The organism is Stenotrophomonas sp. NPDC077659 (assembly GCF_050268705.1).
GTDB lineage: Bacteria > Pseudomonadota > Gammaproteobacteria > Xanthomonadales > Xanthomonadaceae > Stenotrophomonas.
Genome location: NZ_JBNNHG010000014.1, coordinates 23,595 through 48,281, shown reverse-complemented (window position 1 = coordinate 48,281; position 24,687 = coordinate 23,595). Strand labels below are relative to the sequence as shown.

Below are 24,687 nucleotides of genomic sequence, written 5' to 3'. Positions count from 1 at the left end.
CAGGCGCAGCTGCGACCACACCTGGTCGTTGTAGAAGCTCTTGCCGGTGCGCGGGGGAAAGGCACAATGGCTCGTATCGTCCTGATCGAGGATTCACCGACCGACCGCGCGGTGTTCACCCAGTGGCTGCGCCGTGCCGGCCACGAGGTGCTGGAAGCGGACAACGCCGAAGATGGCCTGCAGCTGATCCGTGACCAGGTTCCACAGCTGGTGCTGATGGACGTGGTCCTGCCCGGCATGAGCGGCTTCCAGGCCACCCGCGCGATGTCGCGTGACGCGGCCATCAAGCACATCCCGGTCATCATCGTCAGCACCAAGGCGATGGAAACCGACAAGGCATGGGGCCTGCGCCAGGGCGCGGCCGATTACATCGTCAAGCCGCCGCGCGAGGAAGAGCTGATCGCGCGGATCAACGAACTGGTGGCCTGATGCGTTCGCCCTTCGACATTCTTGAAGCCTACGAGCGGCGCAGCCTGAACCATGCGGTACAGCTGCCCGAGCGGCAGTTCGCCCAGGACCTGTGGCGCGGCGTCGGTTTCCGTGTGGGACAGCGCCGGCTGGTGTCCGATTTCCGCGAAGTGGTGGAAATCGTGCCGATGCCGCCGGTGACCCCGGTGCCGTGCGCGCAGCCCTGGCTGCTGGGCGTGGGCAACCTGCGCGGCAACCTGTTCCCGGTGGTCGACCTGAAGTACTTCCTGGAAGGCACCCGCACCGTGCAGCAGGAAGGCCAGCGCGTGCTGATCATGCGCCAGGCCGGCGGTGACGTGGCGCTGACCATCGACGAACTGTTCGGCCAGCGCAGCTTCGAACTGGGCCAGCAGGTCCCGGCCGGCACCCTGGCTGAAGGCCGCTACGGCCATTTCGTTGATCGCGCCTTCCATGCCGATGGCCACGACTGGGGCGTGTTCTCGCTCTCGTTGCTGTCGCGCACCCCTGAATTCCGGCAAGCCGCGGCCTGAGGCCGGGCAACGCCCCCTGCATTGAAGATCGAGGTTGAACGATGAGTACTGCTTCGGACGCTCCCAAGACCGGCAAGCTGCGGCTGGGCGGCAGCAACCTCTGGCTGGCCCTGCTGGCCCTGTCGATGATCGTGTTCGGTGTGAACACCGGCGTTTCCACCTGGCAGGGCAGCCGCCTGGCCGATGCCGGCTCCAAGGCCGCCGACCTGCAGGTGCTGTCGCAGCAGCTGGCCAACCAGGGCCGTGATGCGGTGGGCGGCAACGCGCAGGCGTTCACCGCCTTCAAGGCCACCCGCAACGCCATCGAACAGAACGTATCCACCCTGCAGGGCCGTTACGGCAACGAGCCGGGCGTGTCCAAGGCGATCACCACGCTGGCCGACACCTGGACCCCGTTGGGCAAGCAGGCGGGCCAGCTGGTGGCCAGTGAGCCGGCGGTGCTGGCCCTGGCCGGCAATGCCAACAACTTCACCGGCGCGGTGCCGGGCCTGCAGGCCCAGCTGAACGAGCTGGTGCGCGCGATGTCCGCGTCCGGCGCACCCGCCTCGCAGGTGTACAGCGCGCTGCAGCAGGTCGTGGTGGCCGGTTCGATGGCCCGCCGCGTGACCGAAATGCGCGCCGGTGGTACCGCCGCAGCGGCCTCGGGCGACGCCCTGGCCCGTGACATCACCGTGTTCTCGCAGGTGCTCGATGGCCTGCGCAACGGCAACGAAGAGCTGGGCATCACCGCCGTGCGCGGTGCCGGTGCGGTGGCCGCGCTGGAACAGTCGCAGCAGAAGTGGGAAGCGATGAAGCAGGACGCCGACGCGATCCTGGCCAGCTCGCGCCAGCTGTTCGCCGCGCAGTCCGCCGCCAACGCGCTGGGCCAGGGCTCGGCGCGCATGCTGGACGACAGCCGCAAGCTGTTCGAAGCATTCTCCTCGTTCGGCTCGGTGTCCGATACCCGCCTGTTCCCGAATTTCTGGATCGGCGTCATCTCCGGTGCGCTGTCGCTGATTGCGATCATCGGCTTCGTCTCCACCAGCGTACGCAGCCGCTCGCGCGAACAGGAACTGCGCTACCAGACCCAGGTGGAGTTCAACAGCCGCAACCAGCAGGCCATCATGCGGCTGCTGGACGAAATCTCCTCGCTGGGCGAAGGTGACCTGACCGTCAAGGCCTCGGTGACCGAGGACATGACCGGCGCCATCGCCGACGCCATCAACTACGCCGTCGACGAACTGCGCCACCTGGTGACCACCATCAACGACACCTCGGCCAAGGTCGCCGTGTCCACCCAGGAAACCCAGGCCACCGCCATGCAGCTGGCGGAGGCCGCCGGCCACCAGGCCAACCAGATCACCTCGGCTTCGGACCGCATCGGCGAAATCGCGGCGAGCATTGAACAGGTGTCGCGCAACTCGGCCGAGTCGGCCGACGTGGCACAGCGTTCGGTGGTCATCGCCGCCGAGGGTGCCGGCGTGGTCCGCGAGACCATCCAGGGCATGGACCAGATCCGCGACCAGATCCAGGAAACCTCCAAGCGCATCAAGCGCCTGGGTGAGTCGTCGCAGGAAATCGGCTCGATCGTGGAACTGATCAACGACATTTCCGAGCAGACCAACATCCTGGCGCTGAACGCGGCCGTGCAGGCAGCGTCGGCCGGTGAAGCGGGCCGCGGTTTCGCGGTCGTGGCCGATGAAGTGCAGCGCCTGGCAGAACGTACCTCCGGCGCGACCCGACGCATCGAAAACCTGGTGCAGGCCATTCAGGCCGATACCAACGAAGCGGTCACCTCGATGGAACAGACCACCGCCGAAGTGGTGTCCGGCGCACGCCTGGCCGAGGACGCCGGCACCGCGCTGACCGAGATCGAGCGCGTGTCCAATGCACTGAACACCCTCATCAAGAACATCTCCATCGCCGCCCAGCAGCAGTCCGCTGCGGCCTCGGACATCACCCGCACCATGGGCGTGATCCGGCAGATCACCGGCCAGACCTCGCAGGGTGCCGGACAGACTGCCGAGTCGATCGGGCACCTGGCGCAGTTGGCGGCCGACCTGCGTCGTTCGGTCGCCGACTTCAAGCTGCCGGCGTGACGCGGGCAGGGCGGCGAGCAAGGAATCATTCGATGAAGCAATTCCATTTCCCACGCCAGAATGCGCGCGGCCTGCGCGCGGCGGCGACTGGAGCGCGTCCATGAGCAGCCTGCGCGATGCGATGAGCCATGCAGCGCTGGGCTGGGTCAAGCCCGAGCTGGACGAGACCCTGCGCCAGGTGCGCAACGAGGTCGAGTACTTTGTCGAAGACCCGGCCGATGGCAGCCGCATGCGTATCTGCGCCGGCTACCTGCACCAGGTGCAGGGCACCCTGCGCATGGTCGAGCTGTATGCCCCGGCGATGGTGGCCGAAGAACTGGAACAGCTGGCCGTGGCCGTCGGCGAAGACCGTGTGGCTGACCGCGATGAAGCCTGCGCGACGCTGATGCGTGGCAGCGTGCTGCTGCCCGATTACCTGGAACGCCTGCAGAACGGTCACCGCGATATTCCCATCGTGCTGATGCCGCTGCTGAACGAGATCCGCGCCGCGCGTGGCGAGGAAGGCGTCAATGACAGCGTGCTGTTCGCCTTCGCGCCGGACAGCGTCAGTGCCACCGAAGCGGAGCTGGACCACGCCCGTGGCAGCCTGAGCGGGCGCAACCGCGAGCTGCTGGACACCGTCGGCAGCGCGGTCAAGGAAGAGCTGCTGCAGGTCAAGGATGCGCTGGACCTGCACCTGCGCACCGGCGGCGCGCCGCAGCAGCTGCAGGAGCAGGTGACCAAGCTTGGCGCCGTGGGCGACACGCTGGGCATGATGGGCCTGGGCGCCGCCCGTGGCGTGGTCGCGCAGCAGCGTGATGCGCTGCTGGGTGTGGTCGAGGGCCGCCAGCAGATCGACGAGGACATGCTGCTGGATATCGCTGGCGCACTGCTCTATGTCGACGCATCGCTGGATGACCAGGTCGCCCATCTGGGCGCTGGCGGCAGTGGCGAGGACGATCCGAGCGCGGTGGAAAACCGGCGCACGGTGGAGGTGCTGGCGCACGAGGCGATCGCCAATTTCGCCGCCGCCCGCGAGCACTTCGTCGCCTTCATCGAAACCAGCTGGAACCATGCCGAACTGCAGGACGTGCCGCGCCTGCTGGGGGATGTCTCCGGCGCGCTGCGCATGCTCGACCTGGGCACCGCCGCCGACTACCTGCGCGGCGTGCAGCAGTACATCGAGGCCGAACTGATCGGCCGCCAGCGCGTGCCCAGTGGCCGCCAACTGGACACGCTGGCCGACGCCATGGCCAGCCTGGAGTATTACCTGGAAGCGCTGCGTGACCGCCGCCCGGGACGCGAGGACATCCTCGACATCACCCGCAGCAGCCTGGAAACCCTGCGCTACTGGCCGCTGCCTGCGCAGCACAACGACGCGGCCGAAGCCTCGATCGCGCCGCTGCAGCCGGTCGAACGCGAGAGCGTGCCGCTGGCCGCGGTGCCGTTGCAGCTGGAGGCGGTGGAAATCGCCGTGCAGCCGGCCGCGCCCGCACCGGGCGAGATTCCGCCGCCGCTGCCGGACTTCACCTTCGATCCACTGCCGGCGGCGCCAGTGGCCGACAACACGCTGGTGTTCGGTGCACTGGACGGGCAGGACGGTCCTGCACCGTCCCAGGTAACGGTCCAGGCCGAGCCTGCGCCGTTGCTGTTTGCGGCCTCCACCGCGCCTGCACCGAGCGTGCCGCAGTGGGAAATCGGCGCGTACGAAACGCTGCCGGCCGCTGAAGAGCGGGCCCCCACGTTTGCCGACTTCGAACCGGTCAGCTTCGAACCGGTCGGTGCCGGGCAGACCAGCGCACCCGGCCACGCTGCCCCGGAGTGGACGCTGTCCGAGGCCGCCGACGCACAGGCTGACGGCGACGCGCTGGTACTGGAAGACACCCGCGAGGACTTCGATTTCGCCGCGCTGGACGTCGCCGCCGGTGGCGCTACGCTGGAGCTGGCTGCTGTTCCGGTGTTCGATCCGGTGGCCGCAGAACATGACGGCCAGGCCGTGCTGGCCGACGACGTGGTGTTCCACTTCGACAACAGCGCCCTGGACAACGCCGACGACGTGCTGTCGCTGCAGGCGATGGAAACGCTGTCGCTGGACGATGAACTGGGCGCGCCGCTGCCGGCACTGGACATCGTCGATGCCAGCGAGGCCGCACCGTTCGAAGCCAGCGGAGCGGCTGCAACGATCAAGCCCGTCGAGCAGATCGACCTTGCCGACGTTGCTGCCGAGGCCGCGCCGGTGGAAATGATCGAAGCCCTCGCTGCCGCCGAAACCGGCGTGGATGAGGAACTGGCGGCGACCACGGCGCCCGCCGCGACCGTGTCGCTGGTCGACGTCGACACCATCGCCGCCATCGATTTCAGCGAGGCCGACGCGCAGTTCTTCGCCGAACTGAGCGCTGCCGCAGCCGAGTTCAATCCGCAGGCCGCACCGGCAGCGCCCGCGCCGGAAGCGGTGCCGGTGGCCGCCGAGCATGCCGGTTTCGAAGCCGGTTTCGACGACGACGCCGAGAACATCGACCAGGACATCCGCGAGGTGTTCCTGGAAGAATTCGACGACGAGATGGGCAATCTCGCCACCCTGCTGCCGGCGTGGCGCATGCAGCCGGACAATATGGACCGGCTGCGTCCGATCCGTCGCATCTTCCACACCCTCAAGGGCAGTGGCCGCCTGGTCGGCGCCCGCACCCTGGGTGAGTTCGCCTGGAAGATCGAGGGCATGCTCAACCGTGTGCTTGATGGCAGCCGCCCGGCCACCCCGGCGGTGCTGGCGATGGTCGACCATGCCAGCAATGCGCTGCCGCAGCTGAACGCCGCGCTGCGTGATGGCCAGCGCGTCACTGCTGATCTGCAGGCGATGCAGGCCATCGCTGACCGCGTCGCCGCTGGCGAGGAAACCTTCTACGTACCGTTGCCGGTGGCTGCGGCCCCGCAGCCGGTCGAGCAGGCCGAAGCCGTGGTGGACGCGCCGCAGGTGGAAGCGGCTGAGCTCGCAGATGAGGCGGTTTCCGCCGCGCCCGTGGCCGGGCCGGTCGGTACTCCGGCCAATATCGACAGCGTGCTGCGCGAGATCCTGGAAGCCGAGGTGGACGTCCACCTGGCGACCCTGCAGCAGTGGCTGCAGTCGGCACAGCAGGGCGAGCAGCCGGTGAACGACGCACTGCTGCGCGCCGTGCACACCATGAACGGCGCCTTCGCGATGACCGAAGTGCCGGAGATCACCGCCGTCACCGGTGGCGCAGAGTCCTATATCAAGCGTGCGCTGGCCGCCAACGTCGTGCCGGGCGCGGACGCGCGGGCCGCACTGGCCGCCACTGCGCTGGCCGTCAATTCGACCATGGCGGCGCTGCAGGCCGAACGGCCGCGCATTGCGCCGCAGGCCGAACTGGCCCAGCGCCTGCAGGCGCTCGCCGCCGAGCTGCCGGAAGCGCGCTGGCCGATGATGGATCTGGCGCTGGACGACGAGGCGCTGGACGAAGCCGAGGCTGCCGACATCGAAGTGGAGACCCGCGTTGAGCCCGATGCGGACATCACCGCAGACGACGAAGCGGCTGTTGATGCCGATGTGCTGCAGGCCGGGACCTTGGCCGAAGCCGCACTGGATACGGGTCTGGAAGCAGCCGAACTGACCGGCGGCGAAGATCTGTCGCGCTACTTCGACGCCGGCTGGCCGTCGATGCCGGAGGCCGCTGCCACGTTGCCGACGGCAGTCGAAGAGGCCGCCAGCGAAGCCATCGAATACGACGAAGCTGCCCCCCCGACCCTGCTCTTCGCCCCCATTGCGGACGCTCTGGACGAGACCGCGCTGACAGCGGCCGATGACCTCTCACCGTATCTGGACGCCAGCGCGCTGCCGGTGGACGACCGTGATCCGGGCGAGGACACCATCCTTGCCATCGATGAAGCGCTTGCCGTGGACGGGCGAACGCAGGTGTCCGACGTTGAGGATGAAGACGAAAACGTCGACGCACTGGCCGATGAAATGGCTGTGCCGGCGTTTGCCGAACCGGTCACGCTGGACGCTGCACGCGAGGCTGGCCTGCACGTGATCGAGGAAGAACAGGCACAGGGCGAGGACGGCCAGTGGCCCGTGCTCGGCCTGCAGGCCAGCGAACCCGCGCCGGGCGAGGCCGAGGCCTTTGCCGAAGATGCGGACGTCGGCGCGGAGGCGCTGGCCGGTGAAGGAAGGGGCGCCGAGCTGCCGTCCCCGGCCACGGTGGACGAAGTTTCGCCGGGCGAGGTGCCCGTAGAGGCTGCCGCACCGCCGCGTCTGTTCGAGATGGAAGATGCCCCGGGCTTGAGTCCGGGGGCCGAAGCCGCCGCGCCGGCATCGGACGCGGTCGACCGACCGACCGACCACGTCGAAGCTGACCAGGTCGCGCCCATCGAGCTCGAAGCTGCCGAAGCCGAAGCCGAAGCCGAAGCCGATGCGCTCGACTTCAGCATCCATGATCGCGAGCTGGTGGACATCTTCGTTGAAGAAGGCAAGGACCTGCTCGACCATTGCGATGGCCTGATCAGCGAGCTGCGTGATGCACCGCAGGACCGCGAAGTCGTGGCCGGCCTGCAGCGCGATCTGCACACGCTGAAGGGCGGTGCACGCATGGCTGGCATCAACGCCATCGGTGACCTGGGCCACAGCATCGAATCCTTGCTGGAAGCGGTGGCCGCCGGCCGCACCGAGATCGAACACCGCGACGTGCAGCTGCTGGAGCGCGGCTTTGATCGCCTGCACCAGCTGCTGACCCGTACCGGCGACCACCGTGTGGTCGAACCCGCGCAGGACCTGGTGGAGGCGTTCGAAGCCCGTACCCGTGGCGATGGTGCCGAGGCTGCCATCGCCGCTGAAGCTCCGACCGCCGTCGTCGGCGAGGCCCCGGCGACGCTCGCGCCGCCGGTCCTGGCCGACGCACCGCTGTCGGCGCCGCTGCCGGTGGAGGGCAGTGCCGAAGAAGACCCGCTGGCGCGTCCGCAGCAGGAGCAGGTGCGCGTGCGCGCCGATCTGCTCGACCGCCTGGTCAACCATGCCGGTGAAGTGGCCATCTACCGCTCGCGGCTGGAACAGCAGCTCGGTGCCTTCCGTGGCGCCATGGGCGAACTGGAGCGCACCAATGCGCGACTGCGCGACCAGCTGCGCCGTCTCGACCTGGAAACCGAGGCGCAGATCGTCGCCCGTTACCAGCGCGAGCAGGACCAGGCCGACCAGAAGTTCGACCCGCTGGAACTGGACCGCTTCTCGACGCTGCAGCAGCTCAGCCGCGCGCTGAACGAATCGGCGGCCGACCTTGGCGGCCTGCAGGGTGTGCTGGACGATCTGTCGCGCCAGTACGATTCGCTGCTGCAGCAGCAGTCGCGCGTCAGCTCGGAACTGCAGGACGGCCTGATGCGTGCGCGCATGGTGCCGTTCGACGGGCTGGTGCCGCGCCTGCGCCGTGTCGTCCGCCAGGCCGGCATGGACACCAGCAAGCAGGTCCACCTCACCCTGGAAGGTACCCACGGCGAACTGGACCGCAACGTCCTGGACCGCATGGTCGCGCCGCTGGAGCACATGTTGCGCAACTCGGTGGCCCATGGCCTGGAAGCTCCGGAACAACGCCGCGCTGCGGGCAAGCCGGAGGAAGGCGAGATCACCATCCGCCTGCACCGCGAAGGCTCGGAAATCGTGCTGGAAGTGGCCGATGACGGTGCCGGACTGGACCGCGAAGCGATCCGTCGCCGCGCCATCAACCGCGGCCTGCTGGCCGCCGATGCGGCGCCGAACGAGCAGGAACTGGACAACCTGATCTTCGCTGCCGGCTTCTCCACCGCCGACCAGGTCAGCCAGCTGGCCGGCCGCGGCGTGGGCATGGACGTGGTGCGCAACGAAGTGCGCCAGCTCGGCGGCTCGGTCGACATCCAGTCGGTGCGCGGGCAGGGCGTGCGCTTCACCCTGCGCCTGCCGCAGACCCTGGCGGTCACCCAGGCCGTGTTCGTGCAGATCGGCGAAACCACCTTCGCCGTGCCGGTCGCCTCGGTCAGTGGCATCGGCCGCCTGTCGCGCGAGCGTTTTGAAGCGGCCGACAGCAGCTATCGTTACAGCGGCGAAGACTACCCGCTGTACGACCTGGGCAGCCTGGTCGGTCAGGCACCGGCCCGTGCCGATGGCCAGGACCAGGTGCCGCTGCTGCTGGTCCGCGCCGGCGATCTGCGTGCCGCCGTGGCCATCGACCAGGTGCTGGGCAACCGCGAAATCGTGGTGAAGCCGGTTGGCCTGCAGATCGCCTCGGTGCCGGGTATCTACGGTGCCACCATCACCGGCGATGGCCGGGTGGTGGTCATCCTCGACGTGGCACCGCTGGTGCGCCGCTACCTGGCCAACCCGACCGCGCCGGTGCAGGTCAACGCACCACGGCAGGACCGGCAGGTGCCGTTGGTGATGGTGGTCGACGATTCGCTGACCATGCGCAAGGTCACCGGCCGCATCCTGGAACGCCACAACTTCGAGGTCAGCGTCGCCCGCGACGGTGTCGAAGCGCTGGAGCAGCTGGAAGAGCGTGTGCCCGACCTGATGCTGCTGGACATCGAGATGCCGCGCATGGACGGCTATGAGCTGGCCACCGCGATGCGTGCCGACCCGCGCTACAGGGACGTGCCCATCGTGATGATCACCTCGCGCAGCGGCGACAAGCATCGCCAGCGCGCCTTCGAGATCGGCGTGCAGCGCTACCTGGGCAAGCCGTACCAGGAGCTGGACCTGATGCGCAACGTGTATGACCTGCTGGGGATCGCCCGTGTCCGTGAGTGATGTCAATCCGGTTCCGGCCGTCGCCCTGCTGGCCCGCCCGGGCGCGGCACGCGAGCGCCTGCGCGAAGCGCTGGCCCATGCCGATGTGCATCTCGTGCTGGAAGACGACCCGACCACGCTGGAGCCGCAGGCCCTGGCCGATGCCCGTCCGCAGTTCGTGGTGATCGCCCTGGAAGCGGCCATTGAAGATGCGCTTGAACGGTTGGAGACGGCACTGTCGGCACCGGGCCTGACGCTGGTGTTCGACGAAGCCGAACTCGCCGCGCGCCGCGACGGCTGGGAAGCGCAACGCTGGGGCCGCCACCTGTCGGCAAAGCTGCATGGCCACCAGCAGGTGCTGCCGCCAGGTGCCGAGGACGAACCCAGCCTGCAACTGGAGCCGGGCCGGCCTGCACCGCCGCCGGTACCACCGCAGGACGCGGTACTGCACGCTCATATGGAGCAGGCGCAGGACTGGGCGGGCGATGTGCCTGCAGACGGCCTGTACGCGTCGCCTGCACCGCCTGCAGCTTTCGCCGAACCGGTGTCGCTGGAACAGCACCTGGCTGCCCTGCAGGCACAGGTGGATGCCGCCGACATCGATGCGGCACCGGCCGAGCCGTCTGTGCCCGCACCCGCCGTCACCGAGCCGCCGCCGCTGTCCTTCGATCACACCGCCTGGTCGCTGGTCGACGAGGCCGCCGATGCGGCCGCGCCAGGAACCAGCACGCGAACGGATGCGGTGGCCGTGCCGTCCTACGATACCGGACGCCTGAGCCTGGTCGACCTGGATGCCAGCCTGCCGGCCGGGTCCCGCGCCGGTGCCCTGCTGGTGCTGGCCGGCATCGGTGGCCCGGATGCGCTGCGCCGCCTGCTGGCCGCACTGCCCACCGCGCTGGCCGTGCCGGTATTGGTGTACATGCGCCTGGACGGTGGCCGTTACGGCAATCTGGTCAAGCAGATGGCGCGCGTGTCGCCGCTGCCGGTGCAGCTGGCCGAAGCCGGCCGGCGTGCCACCCCGGGCGAGGTGCACGTGCTGGCCGATGACATCGGCGTGCGTGCCGTGGCCGATGGCCTGCATTTCCAGACCGATCCGGCGGGTATTTCGATTGCCGCCCTGCCGGCCGAACACAGTGCACTGGTGCTGCTCAGTGGTGCCGACCTGGCACACGTCGGCCCGGCCCTGGACCTGGCTGCCGCCGGCGCCTGGGTGGCCGGCCAGGTGGGCGAGGGCTGCTATGACCCGGCTGCTGCAACGGCGGTGGTCGCTGCCGGCATGGTTGCCGGCGAACCGCAGGAACTGGCGCAGGCCATCGCCGCGCGATGGGACGAGGACAACGGAGAAACGCCATGAGCTACGCCAGCAATGATGAAATCCGCGGCGTCCTGATCCAGGCCGGTGCTGAACGCGTGCTGCTGCCCAATGCGACGGTGGCCGAAATGATGTCGCGCGTGCCGGTTGAACCGGTGGCCGATGCACCGCGTTGGCTGGTCGGGCAGATCGCCTGGCACGGTTGGCAGGTACCGCTGCTGTCCTTTGCCCGTCTGTCCGGGCTGGGCGATGAAGCGGTGGGGGGGCACAACAAAGTGGTGGTGCTGAAGGCGCTCAGCGGCAACGCACAGCGCCCGTACTACGCACTGCTGACGCAGAACTTCCCGCAGTTGATCGCCGTGCCGCGCGACGGCCTGCTGGCCGATGCCTCGGAGGAAACCCTGCCGGAGATCGTGCACATGCGCGTGCTGCTGGGTGAACAGAGCGCGCTGCTGCCGAACCTGGACGCGCTGGAATCGGCGCTGGATTCGCTGGCCGCCTGACCGCCGGGCGGTAGTGCCGGCCGCTGGCCGGCACTACCGCACTGCCTGCGCTTTGGTAGATGCCGACCTTGCTCGGCAGCCCCAGGTGTTCGCCCTACCCCAGATCCCCAAGCCGCGCCTGCAACGCCGCGATCGCGGCCAGGCCGGCGGTTTCCGTGCGCAGGATGCGCGGCCCCAGCTGCAGCCCCTGGAAACCCGCCGCAGCAAGCTGGTCGCGGTCACGCGGCGACCAACCGCCCTCAGGCCCAATGGCGATCACGATGCCGCCGGCCGGCGCGGCTTCCAGCGTTGACAGCTGATGCGCGCCCTGCGGGTCCAGCGTCAACCGCAGTGTATCGGCAGGCAGCACCGCTGCCGCCTGGGCCAGCGACAACGGCGCGCCCACCTGCGGAATGCGCGCGCGCCCGGACTGGCCGCAGGCCGAGGTCACCACGTTGTTCCAGTGCGCCACGCGTTTTTCCGCACGGGCTGCATCCAGCTTCACCTCGGTACGCTCTGCATTCACCGGCACGATCGCAGTCACGCCCAGCTCGGTGGCCTTCTGCAGTATCAGGTCCATCTTCTCGCCACGGGCAATGCCCTGCAGCAGCGTGATCGCCAGCGGCGATTCGTTGCCGACCGCCTGCACCGCGTCGATGCGGACCTGCACCTCGCGCTTGCCGGCCACGATCAGCGTGGCGCTGTAGTCGTGGCCATCGCCGTTGAACAGTACGCAGGTATCGCCCTCGCGCAGACGCATCACCCGTACCAGGTGGTTGGCCGTCTCTTCCGGCAGGGTCACGGTCTGGCCGCTGTGCAGCGCCAGGTCGATGGGGCAGCGGGTCACGCGCATGCAATCGCCTCGTCGATGGCTGCCAGCGTGGTCTGTGCCAGCAGCTCCAGTTGTTCGTCATCCACGCAATAGGGTGGCATCCAGTACAGCACATCGCCCAGCGGGCGCAGCACCACGCCGCGCTTCAGCGCGGCCTTGTAGGCGTGCAGGCCAAGCCGCAGCGCCGGGTTGAAGGGGGTATGCCGGTTGCCGTTGCGCGACAGTTCGAAGGCCACCACCATGCCGGCCTGGCGTACGTCGGCCACATGCGGGTGGTCGGCGAACGGCGCAGCCAGCGTGGCCATCACCGAAGCAGTGCCCCGGTTGCGCGCGATCACATCCTCATCGCGGAAGATGTCCAGTGTCGCCAATGCTGCCGCGCAGGCCAACGGGTTGCCGGTGTAGCTGTGCGAATGCAGGAAGGCGCGCTCGCGCGACTCATCCAGAAACGCGTCGTACAGTGCCTGCGTGGCCAGCACCGCGGCCAGCGGCAGGAAGCCACCGGTGAGGCCCTTGGACAGGCACATCAGGTCGGGCATCACGCCGGCCTGCTCGCAGGCGAACATCGTGCCGGTGCGGCCGAAGCCGGTGGCGATCTCGTCGGCGATCATGAAGGCGCCGTGCGCATCACACAGCTCGCGCACGCGCTGCAGGTAGACCGGGTCATGCATGCGCATGCCGCCGGCGCACTGCAGGCGCGGCTCGAGGATCACCGCGCAGATCTCGCCGGGATGCTGGTCGAACAAGGTCGCCAGGCCATCGGCGGCCTGGCGCGCGCGATCAGCCGCGCTCTGCCCCGGTTCGGCCAGGTAGGCGTCGGGTGAGGGCGCGAACAGGCCCTCGGCCAGCAGCGGCGCGTACACGCGGCGGTACAGGGGAATATCGCCCAGCGCCAGCGCGCCCAGGGTTTCGCCGTGGTAGCCGTTTTCCAGCGCGATGAAACGCGTGCGCCGGGCCTCGCCGCGGTTCTGGAAGTACTGGAAGACCATCTTCAGCGCCACTTCCACACCCGCCGAGCCGTTGTCGGCGTAGAACACCTTGGCCAGCGGCGCGCGACCGGCCTGGCGCGGTGCCAGTGCCAGCAGGCGTTCGGCCAGCAGGATCGCCGGTTCATGGCTGAAGCCGGCCAGCATCACCTGTTCCAGTTGCCCGGCCTGGGCAGCGATGGCTGCGCCGATGCGCGGTTCGGCATGGCCGAACAGGTTTGTCCACCAGCTGCTGACCGCATCCAGGTAGCGGTTGCCGTCATGGTCGATCAGCCAGGCACCCTGGCCACGCGCGATCGGCACCAGTGGCAGCGTGTCCGGATGTTCGCGCATCTGGGTACACGGGTGCCACAGCACCTGCAGGTCGCGTTGCCGCCACTGCCGGGCCAGCGGGGAGGGGGTTGGGTCTGCTAGCATTTCGGGCTCATGAACATGTTGCTGCCTGCACATTCTATCGGCCCCGGCGCATGCGCCGGCCGCCTCGGAGTTTCCGCATGAACGACGACCGCAGCGGCCGTCGCCTGCCGATCATCCACCGGATCACCGACGAGGAGAACGGCCCCTTCCAGCGCCAGCACCTGGACCTGGAGTTCTCCAACGGTGAACACCGGCGTTTCGAGCGCCTGGTCAGCCGTGGCCATGGTGCGGTGGTGGTGGTGCCGATGCTGGATGAGGACACCGTGCTGCTGGTGCGTGAATACGCCGCCGGCGTGCATCGCTACGAGCTGGGCCTGGTCAAGGGCCGCATCGATGCCGGTGAAACGCCTGAACAGGCCGCCGACCGCGAGCTGAAGGAAGAGGCCGGCTACGGCGCACGCCGCGTTGACGTGCTGCGTGCGATGACCCTGGCGCCGACCTACATGAGCCACCAGTCGTGGCTGGTGGTGGCGCGCGATCTCTACCCGGAAAAGCTGGCTGGCGATGAGCCGGAAGAGCTGGAAGTGGTGCCGTGGAAGCTGGCCGAGCTGGACCAGCTGATGCTGCGCGAAGACTTCTCCGAAGGCCGTTCGCTGGCCGCGCTGTTCATCGCGCGCCAGTGGCTGCAGGCAGGCCGATGATCAAGCTGACCACCGAGCTGCGCGAGACCGTGATCGCCATCGCCCAGGAGGCAGGGCAGGCCATCATGCAGGTCTACGGCAGCGGTTTTGACGTGACCCTGAAAGCCGATGACAGCCCGGTGACCGCAGCCGATCTGGCCGCCGACCGGGTCATCGCGCAGGGCCTGCGCCAGCTGACCCCGGATCTGCCCATTCTTTCCGAGGAATCAGCGCTGGTGCCGTGGGAACAGCGCCAGCACTGGGGCGCTTACTGGCTGGTCGATCCGCTGGACGGCACCCGTGAATTCGTCAAGCGCAATGGTGAGTTCAGCGTCAACATCGCGCTGATCTACCAAGGGGCACCCGCCTTTGGCGTGGTCCAGTCGCCGGTCACCGGCATCGTCTGGCACGCCATGCGCGGCGAGCTGGCCTATCGCCGCCAGGGCCTGCACGACACCGTGCTGCGCACCCGCACGCCGGCCACCGCGCCGCTGCGCGTGGCGGCCAGTCGCTCGCACCGCTCACCGGAAACCATCGCCCTGCTCGAACGCATGGGTGATATTGAAACGGTGGCGCAGGGTTCTTCGCTGAAGTTCTGCCGCATCGCCGAAGGCGGGCTCGACGTGTACCCGCGGCTGGGCCCGACCTCCGAATGGGACACCGCCGCTGGCCAATGCGTGCTGCACGCCGCCGGCGGCGCGGTGCTTTCGGCGGGCACCGGCAAACCGTTCCGCTACAACCGCCGCGAAACCCTGTTGAACGGCCATTTCATCGCCCTTGGCGACACCAGCCTGCCGTGGCGGGACTGGTTGTCCGACTGACCCTGGAGCCCGCATGAGCGACACCCCCACCGCCGGCAGTGCCGCCAGCACCGAACTGGAGCGCCTGCTGGCGATCATGGCGCGCCTGCGCGATCCACAGGGCGGTTGCCCCTGGGACCTGGAGCAGACCTTTGCCACCATCGCCCCGTATACCATCGAAGAGGCGTATGAAGTCGCCGATGCGATCGACCGCGGCGACCTGGACGACCTCTGCGATGAACTGGGCGACCTGCTGCTGCAGGTGGTGTTTCATGCGCGCATGGCCGAAGAGCAGGGCGCCTTCGCCTTCGCCCAGGTGGCACGCGCGATCAGCGACAAGATGCAGCGCCGCCACCCGCACGTGTTCGCCGATGTCAGCGTGGACGATGCCGAGGGCGTGATGCGCAACTGGGAGGCGATCAAGCGCGCCGAGCGCGCGGCCAAGGGTGAGCAGGACACCTCGGCGCTGGCCGGCATCTCGCGCGGCCTGCCCGAATGGCAGCGGGCGGTGAAGCTGCAGTCGCGCGCGGCCAAGGTCGGTTTCGACTGGCCCGGCCCGCTGCCGGTGCTGGACAAGGCAGCCGAGGAACTGCAGGAACTGCGCGAGGAATTCGAGCGCGGCGACATCGCCGGCAACAAGGCGCGGCTGCAGGACGAGCTGGGCGACCTGCTGTTCGTGTGCGCCAACCTGGCCCGTCATGCCGACATCGACCTGGGCGCGGCGCTGCGTGGCGCCAACCATAAGTTCGAGCGTCGTTTCCGCGCCATGGAAGCGCAGGCCGAAGCCAAGGGCAGCTCGTTGGCGACGATGGACCTAGATGCGCAGGAAGCGCTGTGGCAGCACGCCAAGGCGGCGGAAAAGGCGTGAAGACGCTGGGTCTGTTCCTGCTGACCGCGCTGGCCGAGATCGTTGGCTGCTACCTGCCGTGGCTGTGGCTGCGCAAGGGCGGCAGCGTCTGGCTGCTGCTGCCGGCTGCGGCCAGCCTGGCCCTCTTCGCTTGGCTGCTGACCCTGCACCCCACCGCCAGCGGCCGGGTGTATGCCGCCTATGGTGGCGTCTACATCGGCACCGCGCTGTTCTGGCTGTGGCTGGTCGATGGCATCCGCCCCAGCCGCTGGGACCTGCTGGGTGCCGGATTGTGCCTGGCCGGCATGGCCGTGATCATGTTCGGGCCGCGCGCTTCAGCCCCGTAGCGTCGAGCTTGCTCGACCAAGCGAGGTCCAACGACCCGCGAAAGGTGCATGATGCAGGTGCTCATCTCCCCGCAGCACGCGCATGTCCCGTGTCGCCAGGTTCCGCGAGGTCATGGATTTGCCCGGGGCGGGCATTGCTTCTCCCTGAAGAACCGCCCTGCGACGTTCCGGTATGCGCTGTATTCGTTTGTCGGCGACTGGGTGATGTTCGCCGACATCCTGCGCGGGCCGGTGCCCTGGAGCTTCGCTGTGCCTGCCAGCCTCACGCGCTATGCTGGAGCCTGGGCGACATAGATGAGGAAAGCGTGATGTTCCCGACCGTGTTTTTCACCGTAGTGCTGGCCGTGGTGGCCGTCATCATCCTGTTCAAGGCCGTGCGCATGGTGCCGCAGGGCTACGAATGGACCGTCGAGCGTTTCGGCCGCTACACCCACACCATGTCGCCCGGGCTGCATTTCCTCATCCCCATCGTGTACGGGGTGGGGCGCAAGGTGAACATGATGGAGCAGGTGCTGGACGTGCCTGGGCAGGAAGTGATCACCAAGGACAACGCCGCCGTGCGCGTCGATGGCGTGGTGTTCTTCCAGGTGCTGGACGCGGCCAAGGCGGCTTACGAGGTGGCTGTTCTCGAAGTGGCGATGATCGCTCTGGTGCAGACCAATATCCGCACCGTCATCGGTTCAATGGACCTGGATGAATCGCTCAGCCAGCGCGAGGTGATCAACGCCAAGCTGCTGAGCGTGGTCGACCATGCCACCAACCCCTGGGGCGTGAAGGTCAACCGCATCGAGATCCGCGACATCCAGCCGCCGCGCGATCTGCTCGATGCGATGGCGCGGCAGATGAAGGCCGAGCGCGAGAAGCGCGCGCAGATCCTGGAAGCGGAGGGCTCACGGCAGTCGGAGATCCTGCGCGCCGAAGGCGAGAAGCAGGCGACGGTGCTGGAAGCCGAAGGCCGCCGCGAAGCTGCATTCCGCGATGCCGAGGCTCGCGAGCGCCTGGCCGAGGCCGAGGCGAAGGCCACCCAGGTAGTCTCGGCGGCGATCGCCGAGGGCGATGTGCAGGCGATCAACTACTTCGTTGCCCAGAAATATGTCGAGGCGTTCAAGGAACTGGCCAGCTCGCCGAACCAGAAGCTGGTGCTGATGCCGATGGAAGCCAGCGGCGTGATCGGCTCCATCGCCGGCGTGGCCGAACTGGCCAAGCAGGCCCTGGCCAACCAGGAATCCAAGCCGCCCCGCAAGGGCCCGCCGCCCTTTGGAGGCTGACATGCGCTGGGACGTTGTCGCGTGGGGAGCACTGGCGCTGCTGTTGTTTGCCGCCGAGGCGCTGGCGCCGGGTGCGTTCATGCTGTGGATCGGCATCGGTGCCGCAGCGGTGTTCGTGCTGGTGGCGGTGTTCGCCGATATCCCGCTGCTGTGGCAGGTGGTCGCCTTCGTGGTGCTGAGCGTGCTGTCGATCCAGTGCTACCGCCGCTGGGGCAGGCCGCATGCACGGGCCAGCGACAAGCCACTGCTGAACCGCCGCGCAGAGCAGCTGGTCGGCCGGGTGGTGGCCCTGCCGCACGCCATCATCGACGGGCAGGGCCGGGTAAGCATTGATGACGCGTCATGGCAGGTGAACGGGCCGGACCTGCCGGCCGGCGCACGCGTGCGGGTGGTGGCGGTGCAGGGCAGCGTGCTGCAAGTTGAGTCTGCCGCGTAGGGTCGACCGGGGGTAGAGTCGACTGTCAGTCGACTTGCATTGTGTGTCGGGCCGGGCGGGTTGGGTTCGCGCCCAACCCGCCCGGCCCCTCTCCCAGCGGCTGGGCCGGCTTGGGGGGTCAACCGCGTTCCCTGCGCGGTCACACCGCCCCGCCCAACCCCAGACAACCCAGAGCCGAAACGCCACGGCTCTGCGCTCCATGCCCTGGCTGTAGAAAGCGCCGCCGGCCGCAGGCCGGCCAACCACACCCGTTGCGCTGCGGCGCGACCTGCGGCCGACCGATCTGGGATAATGGGGATTCTTGTTTCCTCTGCTGCCGGACCCGGTCATGACCCAGAAGACGCTGCTCAACGATACCCACCGCGCCCTCGGCGCCAAGATGGTCGATTTCGGGGGTTGGGACATGCCCATCCACTACGGCTCGCAGCTGGACGAACACCACCTGGTGCGTCGCCAGGCCGGTGTCTTCGACGTCAGCCACATGACCGTGGTCGACCTGCGCGGGGAGCAGGTCAAGCCGTTCCTGCGCCGCCTGCTGGCCAACTCCGTCGACAAGCTGAAGGCGCCGGGCAAGGCACTGTACTCGTGCATGCTGAATCCGCGCGGTGGCGTCATCGACGACCTGATCGTCTACTACCTGGCCGATGACTTCTTCCGCATGGTCGTCAACGCCTCCACCCGCGAGAAGGACCTGGCCTGGCTGCGCGAACAGGCCGCACCGTTCGGCGTCAGCGTCGAGCAGCGCCCGGACCTGGCCATCCTCGCCGTGCAGGGGCCGCAGGCGCGCGACAGCGTCGTCGGCTTGGTCGACGGCACCGACCGCGACGCACTGGCCAAGCTCGGTCGTTTTGCCGCGCTGCAGGTCAAGTCGGATGACGGCGTCGAACTGTTCGTTGCCCGCACCGGCTACACCGGCGAAGACGGCTTTGAGATCCTGCTGCCGCAGGAGGCCGTGGTGGCCTTCTGGAACCGTCTGCTGGCCACGGGCATCAAGCCGGCTGGCCTCGGTGCGCGCGACACACTGCGCCTGGAAGCCGGCATGAACCTGTATGGCCAGGACATGGACGAGGCGATCAGCCCGTACGAGGCCGCGCTGGCCTGGACCGTGTCGCTGGATGAGGGCCGTGACTTCATCGGCCGCGATGTACTGGAAGCGCAGAAGGCGGCCGGTAATGCGCGTCAGATGATCGGCCTGGTGATGGACGAGAAGGGCGTGCTGCGCCACGGACAGGCGGTGACCACCGCCGGTGGCCAGGGTGAAATCCTGTCCGGCACCTTCTCGCCGACGCTGGCCAAGGGCATCGCTTTCGCCCGCGTGCCGGCTGGCGAACTCGGCCAGGTGACCGTCGAGATCCGCGGCCGCCAGGTGCCGGTACGCGTGGTCAAGTTCCCCTTCGTCCGCGAAGGCCAGGCCCAGCCCGGCGTGCTGGCCGACGCCTGATGCGAACGTGCCGGTCGTCACTGACAGCAGTGGCGGCCGGTTGGTTACACTAGCCCCGATTTTTCCACCCCATGCAAAACCTGGAGCAGTTCCCATGAGCGAGATCCCCGGCGACCTCAAGTTCCTCAAGTCCCACGAGTGGGCCCGCGTCGAAGGCAACGGCCGTGTCACCGTCGGCATTTCCGACCATGCCCAGGGCCTGCTGGGTGACCTGGTCTACGTCGAGCTGCCCGAAGTCGGTGCCGACGCCAAGGCCGGCGAGCAGATTGCTGTTGTCGAGTCGGTCAAGGCCGCCTCGGACGTCTACAGCCCGGTCAGCGGCACGATCGTCGAGGTCAACTCGGCGCTGTCGGACAAGCCGGAAACCATCAACGAAGATGCCTACGGCGAAGGCTGGATGTTCGTGGTCGAAGTGAGCAGCAGTGACGAGCTCAACGAACTTCTGGATCCGGACGCCTACGCCGAAGCGCTGGAAAACGAAGACCACTGAGTCCTCGCGTCCTGGTTCCAAAACGGCCACCTTCGGGTGGCCGTTTTTGTTCCGGCATGCGTAACCGACTCATGCCATCGGGTTTGCAGCGTACCTGCGGCAAGGCATCAGGCGGCATCGAACAGCGCGATCAGGCGTGCGCAGTTTTGCGCAAATCCGCGTTTCCACCCCGCGTTGGCGCGTTCGGATGTGAAAACTTTTACCCCCCGTTGCAGACCCATTGTGGTGCGGTGGATGTGGACGTTGATGCGTGTCGAACGACGACGTGCGCGATGCGGCATCCGATGTCGTCAATCAACGCAGAGTGCTTATTTCAAGCGTTTTTCATTCGGCGCATGCGCTCAGGCGTTGATGCACAGGGTGTTGCGGCTGTGCGATGCAGGCCCCGGATGGCGCCATGCGGCAGCGTTGCCGGCGGCGCTGGGAGGACGGTGGATGTGAAATTTTTTCGCGGGGGTTGTTGACAGTAAAAAAAACCGTGATTAGGTTTCGCCTCAGCAGACCTTGCCTGCCAGACCGAGTGCGCAGAATCAATCGTCCGATGCGAAGCAACCCCTCCAAGACCACCGCGATCCTGATGACGGTGGACAGGGCACCGCTTCCCCCGGAGAAATGCAAGGCATCTCCCGTTCCGATGCCCGCTCCGCCGATCGAGGCGGGCATTGCCGCATCCGTAACGGCGCGCTTGACGCGCCGGCGGTCCCCGCACGCAGCACCCGCGGGTTTGATCCACCTGGGCGTTTCAACTCCCTATCACTGACGAGGAGCCATCCCATGGCAACCAAGAAAGCTGCGAAGAAAAAGCCTGCCGCCAAGAAAGCGGTGAAGAAGGTCGCTAAGAAGGCCGCTGCCAAGAAGGCAGTGAAGAAGGTCGCGAAGAAGGCGACCGCCAAGAAGGCCACGAAGAAGGTCGCCAAGAAGGTCGCCAAGAAGGCCACTGCGAAGAAGGCAGTGAAGAAGGCGGCGAAGAAGGTCGCCAAGAAGCCGGCAAAAAAGACCGCGAAGAAGGCCGTCAAGAAGGTCGCCAAGAAGGCTACTGCCAAGAAGGCAGTGAAGAAGGCGGCGAAGAAGGTCGCCAAGAAGCCGGCAAAGAAGACCGCGAAGAAGGCCGTCAAGAAGGTCGCCAAGAAGGCAGTGAAGAAGACTGCCAGGAAGGCCACTGCGAAGAAGGCCGCCAAGAAAGCTGCCCCGAAGAAGGCAGCGAAGAAGGTTGCCAAGCGCAAGCCGGTCGCCCGCAAGAAGAAGGCCGCTCCGGTCGCTCTGCCGGCAACCCCGGCGCCGCTGATCTAAGTACTTCCCGATAGCCGTACCCTGAAACCCCCTTCCCTGGCTGCCCAGCGGGGAGGGGGTTTTTTTAGGTTGTCCGCGGCCGTGGGTAGAGTCGACTGTCAGTCGACTGCTTCACCGATGATGCAGCGTCGGGCGTGCTCGACCGCTTTCCGATACGGCACCGCGGGAGTCGACTGACAGTCGACTCTACCGATCAGCAGCAGTCGAGCTTGCTCGACTGATTTTCGATCCGGCAATGCGGGAGTCGACTGACAGTCGACTCTACCGGAGCTGCCGCGCTCAGCGCGGCGAGGCTACCGCTCGGTTGCCCGAGGCACCCTTGCCCTTTCGCTTGTCCTGCTGTGCAGGCGTGGCGCCGTCGGCCATCAGGCTGTCGCTGCCGAAATCGGTGTCTATGTCCAGCCAGCGCTGTGCCGGCAGGCCCAGGGCAGAGTCGAGCACGGTCGGCAGCAGGCCGCTGGGCAGCCCGCTCTCGCCGTTCCAGAGGATGGCAATGCCGAGATCTCGCTCGGGCACCAGTGCGACCAGGCCGCGGTAGCCCTGCACCGCACCGGCGTGGAACACCACATCGTGGCCGGCGTAATCGAACGTGCGCCAGCCCAGCGCGTAACCTGCCGAGTGCAGGCGTTCGCGGCGCCAGCCCGAACGCATCTCGCCCGGCGTGTTGATCAGGCTCGAATGCAGGGTGGCCAGCAGGGGGGCAGGCAGCACATCGGGGCGGTGGCCGGTGTGGGCCAGCAGCCACTGCGCCATGTCGCTGGCGCTGGCGTTGACGCCGGCGGCCGGGGCGACGCGGTAGTAGGTCGGCTTCGGCGTCAGCGACACCCAGCCGTTGCGGCTGCGCACGTGCGGGCGCGCCCAGCGCGAGCTGGCCTGGATGCCGGCCAGGCCGAGGCTGGCATCGTTCATGCCCAGCGGCTTGAAGATGCGGCGCTCGACCGATTGTTCGTAGAAGCTGCCCGAGGCGGCGTAGACCACATCGCCGATCAGGCTGAAGGCCACGTTCTGGTACGCGTAGCAGTCACCCGGCAGGCACTTCAGGCTGGTGTTGGCCAGCTTCTGGGTCAGCGCGTAGTACTCGGCGTTGCCTTCGATGTCGCGGTCGTAGGCGTTGTAGGGCAGGCCGACACGGTGGCTGAGCACATCGGCCACGGTCAGGCGATCGGTGGCTTCCGGAGAGTTGAGGCGGAAGCCCGGCACGTAGTCGGTGACCTTGCTGTCCCAGCGCAGCGTGCCGTCGTTGACCAGCAGCCCGGCCATGGTGCCGGCGAAGGCCTTGGACAGCGAGGCCAGGCGGAACACGGTGTGGGCATCGACCGGCTGCGGATTGTTGACGTCGGTGACGCCGTAGCCGCGCGCGCTGAGGACGCGGCCGCCCTGCACGATGGCCACGGCCATGCCCGGCACGCGCTCTCCGTAAGTGAGCTGCTGCGCCATCGATTCGATGTGGGCGACGTTGAAGCCGGCGGCAGGCAGCTGCACGTGCGGCACCAGGCCGGTGCGGTAGGCTGCCGGCTGGGTATGGGCGACGCCCGGGCCGGCGGCGGCTTCGATGTTGGTCGGCATCGGCGGCAGGGCCGGTGGTGTCTGCGCGGTGGTGGACAAGGCCACGGGCATCAACAGGCCCAGCAAACCAGAGGCCGCCGTCCGGACCGGACGACGCAGGTTGTTCTTTTTCATCGTGTGGACCTGTGCGCGACAGCTGTCTGTGATTCTAGCGCCGCTTTTCGCCTGTGCACAAACAAAGCGAAGATGAATGCGCATCTGATTGAAAAAGTTGGATTTTTGACGCTCGGCGGCGGGGTCTGGGCGCGCCCGCAAACGGCGTCCGCATGAGCCTGCCTGCGGGCATCGCGCACGGCGCGCTGGCGATGTTGCAGTGCTTTGTCTAACGTACGCGCTTCACCGCCCCGGGAGCCTGCCATGCCGTCATCCAACCGCCGCGTCCCGGCCAGGGCAGCCGCGTGAGCACGGCCACGGCCAAGGGCCCGCTGCGCGGACTGGTCCCGGCGATGCGTGAATCACCGGCGCTGTGGTGGTCGTTCCTGTACTTCTTCTGCCTGCTCAGCGGTTACTACGTGCTGCGCCCGGTGCGTGAAGCGATGGCGGCTTCCTCCGATGTGGAAACGGTGTTCCCGCCGGTGCTGATCGGCTGGTTCGCCAGCCACGGCATCGCGCTGAAGGACTTCGTCCTGCAGTTCCTGTTCACCTGCGTGTTCGTGATCATGCTGGTGCTGCAGCCGGTCTACGGCTGGCTGGTCAGCCGCTTCCCGCGGCGGGTGTTCCTGCCGGTGGTGTACGGCTTCTTCATCATCACCCTGCTGGTGTTCTACGCGCTGTTCGACAGCGGTGTGCCGGGGCGGGGCATGGCCTTCTTCCTCTGGGTGATGGTCTTCAACCTGTTCGCGGTGGCCGTGTTCTGGAGCTTCATGGCCGATGTCTTCAGCAATGCACAGGCACGCGCGTATTACGGCTACATCGGTGCGGCCGGCACCGTGGGCGCCTTTGTCGGTCCGATCATCACCGCCGCGCTGGTGCAGCGGGTGGGTATCGCCAACCTGATGCTGGTGTCGGCCGGCTTCCTGATGGTGTGCCTGTTCTGCACCTGGCGCCTGCGGCATTGGGCGGTGCTGCGCGAGCGCGAGCAACAACTGGTATCGGGTGAAAAGCCGATGGGTGGCAGCGTGCTCGATGGCCTGAAGCTCATCGCACGCGAGCCGCTGCTGCGCTGGCTGGCGATCCTGGTGGTGTTCGGCGTGGGCGTGGGCAACCTGCTGTACAACCAGCAGGCCAGCATCGTGCGTGCGGCCTTCAGCGACCCGGCCGCCAGCACGGCGTTCTTCTCGCGCATCGACCTGGCGGTCAACGCGCTCACCTTGCTGCTGCAGCTCAGCCTGACCCGCTGGCTGCTGTCGCGCCACGGCATTGCGCCGGCCCTTCTGATTCCCGCCTTTGCCATCCTGCTCGGCTTCTCGGTGCTGGCCGCTTCGCCGCTGCCGATGATGGTGGCGGTGGTGCAGGTGATGACCCGCGCCAGCGAGTTCTCGCTGTTCAAGCCGGCCCGCGAGACGATCTATACCCGCGTGGACCGCCAGTGGCGCTACAAAGCCGGAGCGGCCATCGATACCGTGGTCTACCGCGGTGCCGACCTGGGTTTTACCTGGGTGCACAAGGCACTGTCGCTGTTCGGGTCGCATATGGTGTTCGCAGGCGGCATTCTGGCTGCGGCGTGCATGACCCTGGCCGCGTTCGGCGTGCTGCGCGAAGAGAAAACGCTGCCGCGCGACCGGTGAGCCATGCGGGGTCGGATCCCTCTCCCACGCAGAGGGCTCTGACCCCATTA

General features: G+C 67.6%; 19 protein-coding genes and 1 pseudogene. 17 read left to right on the top strand and 3 right to left on the bottom strand.

Features of this window, described 5'->3' with window-relative positions; translation table 11 throughout:
* Positions 1–66: 66 nt before the first annotated feature.
* The 6 genes from ACQKDV_RS03965 (at position 67) to ACQKDV_RS03940 (ending at position 11,591) form a co-directional block, all read left to right on the top strand.
* Entirely contained in the window at positions 67–429 is a 363-nt protein-coding gene (locus ACQKDV_RS03965) for a response regulator (RefSeq protein ID WP_427782488.1), read from the top strand.
* Positions 429–959, top strand: coding sequence for a chemotaxis protein CheW (locus ACQKDV_RS03960; RefSeq protein WP_427782487.1), 531 nt, complete (start codon positions 429–431; stop codon positions 957–959). The genes ACQKDV_RS03965 and ACQKDV_RS03960 overlap by 1 nt, the downstream gene beginning before the upstream one ends.
* Before the next feature lie 41 nt (positions 960–1,000).
* Positions 1,001–3,037, top strand: coding sequence for a methyl-accepting chemotaxis protein (locus ACQKDV_RS03955; protein WP_427782486.1), 2,037 nt, complete (start codon positions 1,001–1,003; stop codon positions 3,035–3,037).
* 100 nt (positions 3,038–3,137) lie between these two features.
* On the top strand, positions 3,138–9,797 hold the full coding sequence (locus tag ACQKDV_RS03950) for an Hpt domain-containing protein (protein WP_427782485.1): 6,660 nt from the start codon (positions 3,138–3,140) through the stop codon (positions 9,795–9,797).
* Positions 9,784–11,130, top strand: a complete 1,347-nt coding sequence (locus ACQKDV_RS03945; RefSeq protein WP_427782484.1) for a chemotaxis protein CheB — start codon at positions 9,784–9,786, stop codon at positions 11,128–11,130. Before ACQKDV_RS03950 ends, ACQKDV_RS03945 begins: the two co-directional genes overlap by 14 nt.
* The gene (locus ACQKDV_RS03940; RefSeq protein ID WP_427782483.1) at positions 11,127–11,591 is read left to right on the top strand and encodes a chemotaxis protein CheW; all 465 of its coding nucleotides are present in this window, start codon (positions 11,127–11,129) and stop codon (positions 11,589–11,591) included. The genes ACQKDV_RS03945 and ACQKDV_RS03940 overlap by 4 nt, the downstream gene beginning before the upstream one ends.
* 94 nt (positions 11,592–11,685) lie before the next feature.
* On the opposite strand, the gene ACQKDV_RS03935 is transcribed toward ACQKDV_RS03940, so the two are convergent.
* Positions 11,686–12,423, bottom strand: coding sequence for a 16S rRNA (uracil(1498)-N(3))-methyltransferase (locus tag ACQKDV_RS03935; protein ID WP_427782482.1), 738 nt, complete (start codon positions 12,421–12,423; stop codon positions 11,686–11,688).
* Positions 12,414–13,805, bottom strand: a complete 1,392-nt coding sequence (gene bioA / locus ACQKDV_RS03930; RefSeq protein ID WP_427782481.1) for an adenosylmethionine--8-amino-7-oxononanoate transaminase — start codon at positions 13,803–13,805, stop codon at positions 12,414–12,416. The genes ACQKDV_RS03935 and bioA overlap by 10 nt, the downstream gene beginning before the upstream one ends.
* Before the next feature lie 77 nt (positions 13,806–13,882).
* On the opposite strand from bioA, the gene nudE reads away from it, so the two are divergent.
* From nudE to ACQKDV_RS03880, 10 genes and pseudogenes are all read left to right on the top strand, one after another.
* Entirely contained in the window at positions 13,883–14,446 is a 564-nt protein-coding gene (nudE, locus tag ACQKDV_RS03925; RefSeq protein WP_427782480.1) for an ADP compounds hydrolase NudE, read from the top strand.
* Entirely contained in the window at positions 14,443–15,246 is an 804-nt protein-coding gene (gene cysQ / locus ACQKDV_RS03920; RefSeq protein WP_427782479.1) for a 3'(2'),5'-bisphosphate nucleotidase CysQ, read from the top strand. Before nudE ends, cysQ begins: the two co-directional genes overlap by 4 nt.
* A 13-nt stretch (positions 15,247–15,259) precedes the next feature.
* Positions 15,260–16,093: a nucleoside triphosphate pyrophosphohydrolase gene (gene mazG, locus ACQKDV_RS03915; RefSeq protein WP_427782478.1), complete on the top strand. Its 834-nt coding sequence runs from the start codon at positions 15,260–15,262 to the stop codon at positions 16,091–16,093.
* Entirely contained in the window at positions 16,090–16,419 is a 330-nt protein-coding gene (locus ACQKDV_RS03910) for a YnfA family protein (RefSeq protein WP_427782477.1), read from the top strand. Before mazG ends, ACQKDV_RS03910 begins: the two co-directional genes overlap by 4 nt.
* A 108-nt stretch (positions 16,420–16,527) precedes the next feature.
* Positions 16,528–16,713: pseudogene (locus tag ACQKDV_RS03905) on the top strand (Mpo1-like protein); the annotation flags it as partial.
* Positions 16,714–16,727: 14 nt separating this feature from the next.
* Entirely contained in the window at positions 16,728–17,687 is a 960-nt protein-coding gene (locus ACQKDV_RS03900) for an SPFH domain-containing protein (protein ID WP_427782476.1), read from the top strand.
* A gap of 1 nt (position 17,688) precedes the next feature.
* Positions 17,689–18,123: an NfeD family protein gene (locus ACQKDV_RS03895; RefSeq protein WP_427782475.1), complete on the top strand. Its 435-nt coding sequence runs from the start codon at positions 17,689–17,691 to the stop codon at positions 18,121–18,123.
* A 328-nt stretch (positions 18,124–18,451) separates the two neighbouring features.
* The gene (gcvT, locus tag ACQKDV_RS03890) at positions 18,452–19,564 is read left to right on the top strand and encodes a glycine cleavage system aminomethyltransferase GcvT (RefSeq protein ID WP_427782474.1); all 1,113 of its coding nucleotides are present in this window, start codon (positions 18,452–18,454) and stop codon (positions 19,562–19,564) included.
* Between the two features lie 94 nt (positions 19,565–19,658).
* A complete protein-coding gene (gene gcvH, locus ACQKDV_RS03885; RefSeq protein WP_427782473.1) occupies positions 19,659–20,054 on the top strand; it encodes a glycine cleavage system protein GcvH in 396 nt (131 codons plus the stop codon).
* 612 nt (positions 20,055–20,666) lie between these two features.
* On the top strand, positions 20,667–21,344 hold the full coding sequence (locus ACQKDV_RS03880) for a histone (protein WP_427782472.1): 678 nt from the start codon (positions 20,667–20,669) through the stop codon (positions 21,342–21,344).
* Between the two features lie 279 nt (positions 21,345–21,623).
* Here the strand turns inward: ACQKDV_RS03880 and ACQKDV_RS03875 are convergent, their stop codons facing one another.
* Positions 21,624–23,024 (bottom strand): serine hydrolase domain-containing protein, encoded by a 1,401-nt coding sequence (locus ACQKDV_RS03875; protein WP_427782471.1) that lies wholly within the window; start codon positions 23,022–23,024, stop codon positions 21,624–21,626.
* Between the two features lie 332 nt (positions 23,025–23,356).
* Between ACQKDV_RS03875 and ACQKDV_RS03870 the strand changes: the two genes are divergently transcribed.
* The gene (locus ACQKDV_RS03870) at positions 23,357–24,637 is read left to right on the top strand and encodes an NTP/NDP exchange transporter (RefSeq protein ID WP_427782489.1); all 1,281 of its coding nucleotides are present in this window, start codon (positions 23,357–23,359) and stop codon (positions 24,635–24,637) included.
* Positions 24,638–24,687 lie beyond the last annotated feature (50 nt).

What these genes read in the sequence shown, in the direction of transcription:
- ACQKDV_RS03895 (WP_427782475.1), top strand. Translation starts at nt 17,689, where the DNA reads ATGCGCTGGGACGTTGTCGCGTGGGGAGCACTGGCGCTGCTGTTGTTT.
- cysQ (WP_427782479.1), top strand. Translation starts at nt 14,443, where the DNA reads ATGATCAAGCTGACCACCGAGCTGCGCGAGACCGTGATCGCCATCGCC.
- ACQKDV_RS03965 (WP_427782488.1), top strand. Translation starts at nt 67, where the DNA reads ATGGCTCGTATCGTCCTGATCGAGGATTCACCGACCGACCGCGCGGTG.
- ACQKDV_RS03950 (WP_427782485.1), top strand. Translation starts at nt 3,138, where the DNA reads ATGAGCAGCCTGCGCGATGCGATGAGCCATGCAGCGCTGGGCTGGGTC.
- ACQKDV_RS03900 (WP_427782476.1), top strand. Translation starts at nt 16,728, where the DNA reads ATGTTCCCGACCGTGTTTTTCACCGTAGTGCTGGCCGTGGTGGCCGTC.
- ACQKDV_RS03960 (WP_427782487.1), top strand. Translation starts at nt 429, where the DNA reads ATGCGTTCGCCCTTCGACATTCTTGAAGCCTACGAGCGGCGCAGCCTG.
- ACQKDV_RS03870 (WP_427782489.1), top strand. Translation starts at nt 23,357, where the DNA reads ATGCGTGAATCACCGGCGCTGTGGTGGTCGTTCCTGTACTTCTTCTGC.
- mazG (WP_427782478.1), top strand. Translation starts at nt 15,260, where the DNA reads ATGAGCGACACCCCCACCGCCGGCAGTGCCGCCAGCACCGAACTGGAG.
- ACQKDV_RS03875 (WP_427782471.1), bottom strand. Translation starts at nt 23,024, where the DNA reads ATGAAAAAGAACAACCTGCGTCGTCCGGTCCGGACGGCGGCCTCTGGT.
- nudE (WP_427782480.1), top strand. Translation starts at nt 13,883, where the DNA reads ATGAACGACGACCGCAGCGGCCGTCGCCTGCCGATCATCCACCGGATC.
- ACQKDV_RS03935 (WP_427782482.1), bottom strand. Translation starts at nt 12,423, where the DNA reads ATGCGCGTGACCCGCTGCCCCATCGACCTGGCGCTGCACAGCGGCCAG.
- ACQKDV_RS03880 (WP_427782472.1), top strand. Translation starts at nt 20,667, where the DNA reads ATGCAAGGCATCTCCCGTTCCGATGCCCGCTCCGCCGATCGAGGCGGG.
- ACQKDV_RS03955 (WP_427782486.1), top strand. Translation starts at nt 1,001, where the DNA reads ATGAGTACTGCTTCGGACGCTCCCAAGACCGGCAAGCTGCGGCTGGGC.
- ACQKDV_RS03940 (WP_427782483.1), top strand. Translation starts at nt 11,127, where the DNA reads ATGAGCTACGCCAGCAATGATGAAATCCGCGGCGTCCTGATCCAGGCC.
- gcvH (WP_427782473.1), top strand. Translation starts at nt 19,659, where the DNA reads ATGAGCGAGATCCCCGGCGACCTCAAGTTCCTCAAGTCCCACGAGTGG.
- gcvT (WP_427782474.1), top strand. Translation starts at nt 18,452, where the DNA reads ATGACCCAGAAGACGCTGCTCAACGATACCCACCGCGCCCTCGGCGCC.
- bioA (WP_427782481.1), bottom strand. Translation starts at nt 13,805, where the DNA reads ATGCTAGCAGACCCAACCCCCTCCCCGCTGGCCCGGCAGTGGCGGCAA.